Origin of the sequence: Cognataquiflexum rubidum (assembly GCF_022538115.1) — a bacterium.
GTDB classification, from domain to species: domain Bacteria; phylum Bacteroidota; class Bacteroidia; order Cytophagales; family Cyclobacteriaceae; genus Cognataquiflexum; species Cognataquiflexum rubidum.
In genome coordinates, this window is record NZ_JAKZAL010000044.1 from 1 (window position 1) to 7,735 (window position 7,735).

A 7,735-nucleotide genomic window follows, 5' to 3' on the forward strand; every position below is an offset into this window, starting at 1 on the left:
GGAACTAATTTAGGGATTTCAATTTTTAATATTTCAGATGATCTTTCTAACCTTACCGATATGGAAATTTTCAACACCTCTACGGGATATCCTGTAAAAGACGTTTTTACAGGACAAGGCACTATGCTTTTGGATAGTAAAGGCATTATCTGGGCGGGCACTGGTTCAGAGTCAACAGGCTTGGTCCGATTTGATTATGAGGCCTTAAATCGAAGTGTTGAGCCACCGGTGTTGGTCATTCAATCAATAAAAGTAAGAGATGAAAACATCAGCTGGCATACATTAAGTGCAGCATTAAATAACGAAAACTTAAATATTGAGGACAGTATCACCTCACCTGCTTATATCACAGAAGAAGCTAGTCTTTTCGGGAGGGAATTAACCATTGTTGAAAGGGATAGTATGATCCAACGATTTAAAAATATTGAGTTTGATAGCATTACACCTTTTTATCCTTTGCCCCAAAATCTAGTATTACCCTATAAGCTCAATCAGGTTTCTTTTGAATTTGTTGCCATCGAAACCTCCAGACCTCAATTGATTAAATACCAATACCAATTGGAAGGGTATGACGAGGACTGGAGTCCTGTCACCAACCGGTCAAATGCCTCCTTTGGAAATATACACGAGGGTTCATATACTTTTAAAGTCAAGGCGTTGGGAGCCAATGGAATTTGGACGGAGCCTGTTTCTTATTCTTTTACAGTATTGCCACCTTGGTACCGTACTTGGTGGGCTTATGCAATTTATTCTTTATTCATGCTGGGGATAGTCTGGAGAATCCACTTAATTCAAAAAGCAAAAACCCTCCGAAAGGAACGGGAAAAAACCAAAGACAAAGAATTAGCGCAAGCGAAAGAAATCGAGAAAGCTTATGGTGAACTCGGGAAAGCCCATCAAACTTTAAAATCCACCCAAGCCCAACTGGTCCAGTCCGAAAAGATGGCTTCACTCGGAGAACTCACAGCTGGTATTGCCCATGAGATACAGAACCCTTTAAATTTTGTGAATAATTTTTCGGAAGTCAGTAGCGAACTTTTGGATGAAATGAATGCAGAGTTAGAAAAGGGAGATATTGAAGAGGCTAAATTTATCTCAAATGATATCAAGCAAAACCTAGAAAAAATCAACCACCACGGAAAGCGGGCAGATGCGATTGTGAAAGGGATGCTCGAGCACAGCAGAATAAGTTCGGGAGAGAAAGTGCCCACCGATATCAATGCTTTGGCTGACGAGTATCTGAGATTGTCCTACCATGGGATGAGGGCGAAGGACAAGTCATTCAACGCTGACTTTGTAACCGACTTCGATCCGAACCTTCCCAAAATCAACTTGGTCCCACAAGAAATCGGAAGGGTGCTGTTGAATATCATCAACAATGCTTTTCAAGCGTTTACCAATTCAGAATTCAGAATTCAGAATTCAGAATTAAAGCCTCTAGTGAAGGTCTCAACGATGAAGAATGGAGACAATCTAGAAATAATAGTTTCTGACAACGGCCCAGGCATCCCCGATTCCATCAAGTCCAAAATCTTCCAACCCTTCTTCACCACCAAGCCAACCGGGCAGGGAACAGGATTGGGTTTATCCTTATCTTATGATATTGTGAAAGCCCATGGGGGGGAGATCAAGGTGGATTCGGAAGAGGGGAAAGGAACAACTTTTATTATTCTCCTTCCAACTTAATTCTAAAAGGATATCAAGCCATTGAAAATCAAAATTGTAATAGCTTAATTTTTAACCTCAAATTTTGGGTTAACAATTTTTTTGATATTTTCCCCCTTGTTTATTTAAAGAAAAAAAGAATCCGAAATTATTGACTTTGAATGTGTAGCAATTTATTTTTAGGTAATGTGGATTTTATATGAGTTTCGATTTTTTGGCGTGCCTGTCCTATGACCTCCACGTTTTTTGAAGATGGTACAGGATAAATGATCCTCAGAATTAAACAGTTTAGTGTATGATCACTTCTTCCTAACAAAACCCAACTGATATTCTTTGAATTTTTAAACCTATTATGTTCACAATAGCCCAATTCTTCAATATGGCCTATTAAGCTTTTAGCTTTTTTTGAGCAGTTTTTTGGGTGAATGAAAAAACAATGAGAGGAACAAAAAATATCATTCAGCAGCTGTACAAAATGTGGTTGACTACAAGATTCGGTGTGGGTTTGGTACATAGGCCTCTGAAAAACCCTATGTCCAAGTGAGGCATTCCTAAAAAAATATTCATATAAGTACTCAATATTCTCGATAAATCAATCCTGTTATCAGGTGAGGCTCGGAGATGGAAATCATATTGAAAATGATTTTTTTATCCGATAGAAACAAACTAATCATAATTTATTTAATATTTTAGTAAAAAACAATTATTTAATAAAAAAAAATCTTTGAATTGTTTAAAAAATAGATTTAAATTTCAATTAAACTTATCTATATACCTAATGATGAAAGCTTTACATATTGTAACAGCGCTTTTTTCTTTGGCACTCAGTTATGAGGTCTCGGCGCAGCAAAGGGAAATTACCGGAAAGGTAATTTCCCAAGAAGATGGAATGGGTTTGCCGGGGGCAACCGTTCTTGTCAAAGGCAGTACAATGGGAACAACTACCAATATGGATGGTAATTATTCGGTTAGTGTTCCTGAAGGGTCTGACATTTTGGTTTTTTCTTTTATCGGAATGAAGACCGTTGAAGAAACAATCGGTAATAGGTCATTGATTAATGTGACGCTAATTCCAGATGCATCACAACTGTCAGAAGTTGTGGTAACCGCCCTTGGCATTTCCCGTGAAAAAGCTTCCTTGGGTTACGCTGTTCAGTCGGTCGACGGCCAGCGCTTGGCAGATACCCGTGAAACCAACATCATAAATGCCTTGCAAGGTCAAATAGCCGGCGTCCAAATTCAGGGTACGCCAGCTGCCATCGGAGGGTCTTCGCGTATCACCATTCGGGGTGCAAACTCCTTTTTGGGAGAAAATCAGCCCCTGTTTGTGGTAGACGGTATGCCCATCAATAACGACAACTACTCTACGGCGGACCAGCAGGATGGCTTTGGAGGCGGAGCTTACGACTACGGTAACGCTGCTTCCGACATCAACCCTGCAGATATTGCTTCTATGGAGGTGTTGAAAGGTGCTGCTGCTACTGCCCTATACGGTACCCGAGGTTCAAATGGCGTGATCTTGATCACGACTAAGAGTGGCGGCAGCAAGAGAGGTATTGGAGTGGAAGTGAATTCCACCACTACATTTGAGAGTCCCATCGCCCTGATACCCCATCAGCAACAATATGGTGGTGGCGATATTACCAATACAGAGTCAGGCTTTGTGGAATTTACTGAAAACGGTCAATCTTTCTTGGCACCTATCTACGCCAAAGACGGCTCTTGGGGACCGCGCTACGATCAGGATACCAGGGTACGTCACTGGGACTCTTGGGATATCGATTCTCCTACCTACGGCGAGACCCGCCCTTGGGTAGCCCCTGCCAATGGTTATGAGAACTTCTTCGAAACTGGTGTTACCATGCAAAATAGCTTTGCCGTTTTTGGCTCCAATGATGTCAGTAGCTTCCGTCTGAGCTACACCAACTTGGATCAAAAGGGTGTAATCCCCAACTCCAACCTCTCGCGTAATACCATCAGCTTAAATACTACTTACAAAATATCTGATCGCCTCACCGCATCTGTTGCCGGTAGTTTTGTGCTGCAAAACGCAGATGGGCGTAATACTACCGGCTACGACAACTCCAACCCTATGCAGGGCTTCACCCAATGGTGGCAAACCCAGCTTGATGTGAAGCGTTTGCAAAACGATCAGTTCCTTGATGGGCGTCAGCAAACTTGGAACCCCATAGGTCCGGTTATCGATCCGGCAACCGGTCAGTTGCTGTCGTTCAACCACCGTCCCCGTTTCTTTGACAACCCTTACTGGGTGCGCAACAACTACTTGCAGGAAGACAGCCGCGACCGGTTGTTCGGTAACTTCAACCTGAACTACAGAATCATCGATGGCCTGAGTTTCAATGTAAGGGCCATGCGTGATGGGTTCACTTTCCGCTCTCGCGAAGGTATCCCCCAAGGTGGTATTACCCAATCTCGCTATGCTGAGACGGTGCGTACTTTCGCAGAAACCAACTTAGAAGCCAAATTGCTTTTTAACAAGCGGCTCAGTGAAAAATTCTCTTTGAATGCTATGCTCGGGGGTAACTTGATGAACCAGAAGAATACTGGGAATAGCATCAACACCGTGGGAGGCTTGGCCTTGGATGGTTTCTTCAATATCGCTAACTCTGTAGGTGCAGCTCAGGTAATTACCAATGAGCAGGAAAGGGCCATCAACAGTGTGTTTGCTACAACTTCTGTGGGTTTCATGGATTTGCTATATGTAGACTTGTCTTTGCGTGGCGACTGGTCTTCTACTTTACCTGCCGATAACAACAATTACTGGTATCCTTCGGTATCTTCCAGCTTTGTGTTTACAGAGCTTGAGGCCTTCCGCAATTCCTTTCTTTCTTTTGGAAAAGTGCGCGTGGGGTATGGCCAAGCCGCCAATGATGCTGCCCCTTACCAGTTGCGAAACGTATACAGCAATTTAGTACCTAACTTTGGCGACTTCCCGCGTTATACAGTGCCTTTGAGTAACCCTAATGCAAATCTTCGACCTGAGCGTACCAACGAGATTGAGTTCGGAATCGAATTTGGCATACTCAAGGACCGTCTGTCGTTCGATGTGTCGTATTACGACCGTACTACTGTAGACCAAATCTTCAACGTGCCTTCCTCTGCTTCAACCGGGTTTACTTCAAGGGTGCTGAACGCTGGTTCTATGCGCAACCATGGTATCGAAGTGATGGTGAATGCTCGTCCTTTGGTTAGAGGTGATTTTGCCTGGGATTTGATGGTGAACTTTGCCACTTTCAACAACGAGGTAGTTGAATTGGCCCCGGGTGTTGAGAACATCATTGCAGGTATTACTTGGGCCGCCGACGTTCGTGTTCAGGAAGGCTTCCCTTACATGTCGCTGTTCGGCCAAGACTTCCGCCGCAACGATGTCGGTCAAGTGATTGTGGGTACCAACGGTTTCCCATTGGTAAATAGTAACCGCGAGTTCTTGGGCAGTACCATAGCAGACTTCGCCGGTGGTATGCGCAACAGCTTTTCCTACAAAGGTCTGGAACTCAGTGCCCTGATTGACTTTCAAGGTGGTGGTATTATTCACTCGACTTCTTTGCAGTGGTCCAAATACTCAGGTATGGATCCCATAACTGTTGAGAATAACGTTCGTGAAACTGGTTTAATCGTACCCGGTGTAACTGAAACTGGAGAGCCCAATACGGTGAACATTAGCCCCCAAGCTTACTACCAAACTATCTGGTCGGTGGCCTCTCCCAATGTTTTCGATGCTTCTTTCATCAAGCTTCGCGAAGTATCGTTGGGTTATAGCCTACCTAACAGCTTGATTTCCAGGCTTCCCATACGGGATGTGCGTTTCCGTCTGTTTGGCCGCAACCTGGCCATCCTTCAAAGTAACTTGCCTTACCTTGACCCACAAGGAGTAAATGGTGCTGGCAACGTCCAAGGATTGGAAAACGCGCAGGTGCCAACTACGCGCTCACTGGGCTTCGACATCAGCTTTAAGTTCTAATCTAAGGCTTTGACCAAATTGGCGGTGAGGTGTAACTGCTAAACCGCAACTACCTACATATTACTCTTTGTTCAAATGAACATTCAAAATTTCGACAAATCATGAAAAATATCGCAAACTATCTATTGACCTTTTTCCTCTTCAGCTTAGGGGTTTCGAGCTGTACAGAGGGTTTTGAGGAGATGAATATCGACCCAAACAACCCCACAGCTGTGCCGGCTGAGAACCTGCTTACCCAAGCCCAGTTTTCCCTATCAAACCTGATGTGGAGCCGGGCGCTCAACTTCGACTTCGGGATGCTGATGGTACAGCACTTCTCGCAAAGCGAATACGCTGAAAACAGCCGCTTTAACCAGAACCCCTCCAGCTTCGATGGTATTTGGAACACGTTCTACGCTAATGGTATGAATGACCTGCAAGCAGCCATGCGAGTTACGGCGGCCAATGAAAACCTCTCCGAAGCTCAGCGCAACAACAATCTGGCTATACTGGAAATCCTTCGCGTATGGTCTCTCCAGAACATAACTGATATCTGGGTGAACGTCCCCTATTCACAGACTTTTAATCCGGCTGAGTTCCCCAACCCCCAGTACGACAGGCAGCAGGATATTTATGCAGGCTTAGCCAGTGAAATAGACGCAGCGCTCAGCAAAATCACCGTGGGTACTCCTGGATTCGCCTCGGGCGATATCTATTACGGTGGAGACATGGCAAAATGGCAACGTTTCGGTAACTCGCTCAAAGTCCGCATCGGTATGCGGATGGCTGACGTTGAGCAGGCCACTGCTAGACGTATGGTTTCTGAGGGTTTTGCCGCGGGTGTAATTAGTTCGGCTGATGAAGGTTTTTACTTTCCTTTTCAATCAGACCAACGGTTGGCAAATCCCTTCTTCGTTGATAACACCATCGGCAACCGTGATGACTTCACGCTTTCAGATGTATTGGTAGACGCCATGAAAGCGCGTAACGACCCGCGTATTCCGGCTTTTGGCAATCCAAATGTGGCTGGAGAGTTTGTTGGCCTACCCTTCGGCCTTACCGATGGTGAGACTTTTGCTTTACAGGGTACGGCTTCTAGGCCGAGCAACCGCCTGCGCTCGGCTACCGCACCCGGCTACCTCTTGACCCATGCCGAATTGAAGTTTTTTGAAGCTGAGGCTATCGAAAGGGGCTTCATCAATGGGAACGCTGCCGAGGCATATAACGCTGCAGTAGCTGCTTCCATGATGCAGTGGGGCATTTCAGACCAGATAGCAATAAACGCCTACTTGGCCCAGCCTATAAATGCTTACGATGCGGCCAACTGGAAAAACTCCATTGGCATGCAAAAGTGGATTGCGCTTTATGGTAATGGTATCGAGGCTTGGTCGGAATGGAGAAGGCTCGACGTGCCTCAGCTGGCCGTTCCTGTTGCCGCCGTCCGCACCTCTATCCCCGTTAGGGCTTTGTGGCCTGCTGTAGAGCTAGGAAACAACCCCACCTCCGTAGCCAATGCCGGCTTCGACAACGAAATGGACATCAAACCTTGGTGGGACGTGAAATAGGATTCGAAAATCCAAGTAACAAACGATAGAAAAATAGGCTGTATAAAAATTATATTTTATGTTATGTAACAGCCGAAATTGAGCCATAGAGGCCGATTTTCTCTAAATCGGCCTCTATGTTTTTGAACGGGAGTTTTCACGTTCTTTTGGTTTGGATTTAGGAAAAGTTCTCTAAGTTTTATTTTGATCATTCATTGAAACAATTGATCCACAAAATAAAACAGGATCCTGTATGACCACTCTTTCTTGCAAAAACCATCAGATGGGAAATCCGAATTTGAAATCGAGTTGACAGCCGCAAAGGGGGAAACAAAAATAAAACTGGAATAAATCAGGGTTAAAGCCATGTCCATCCTGAACAGGAAGTTTTACAATGGAATATTACCACCTTTGGCATACAGAAGGAAAGTGATTAGGGTAAAATGAATTTTCAGTTCTAAATTTTGTGAAGGGACTAAATTTTTAAACAATCTTCCTTATATTTAAGATAATCAACACTTTAGGTGGGGATTGATTTCATATTTTTTACCAATTTAAAGTAGGC

3 protein-coding genes are annotated in these 7,735 nt (G+C 44.3%); all 3 read left to right on the plus strand.

Features of this window, described 5'->3' with window-relative positions:
• Window positions 1–1,686: ATP-binding protein (locus MMU05_RS22840; RefSeq protein WP_241143974.1), on the plus strand; the 1,686-nt coding region annotated here is incomplete at its 5' end.
• A gap of 757 nt (window positions 1,687–2,443) precedes the next feature.
• On the plus strand, window positions 2,444–5,647 hold the full coding sequence (locus MMU05_RS22845) for a SusC/RagA family TonB-linked outer membrane protein (RefSeq protein ID WP_241143975.1): 3,204 nt from the start codon (window positions 2,444–2,446) through the stop codon (window positions 5,645–5,647).
• Between the two features lie 101 nt (window positions 5,648–5,748).
• Window positions 5,749–7,191 (plus strand): SusD/RagB family nutrient-binding outer membrane lipoprotein, encoded by a 1,443-nt coding sequence (locus MMU05_RS22850; protein ID WP_241143976.1) that lies wholly within the window; start codon window positions 5,749–5,751, stop codon window positions 7,189–7,191.
• Window positions 7,192–7,735 lie beyond the last annotated feature (544 nt).

What these genes read in the sequence shown, in the direction of transcription:
- MMU05_RS22845 (WP_241143975.1), top strand. Translation starts at nt 2,444, where the DNA reads ATGATGAAAGCTTTACATATTGTAACAGCGCTTTTTTCTTTGGCACTC.
- MMU05_RS22850 (WP_241143976.1), top strand. Translation starts at nt 5,749, where the DNA reads ATGAAAAATATCGCAAACTATCTATTGACCTTTTTCCTCTTCAGCTTA.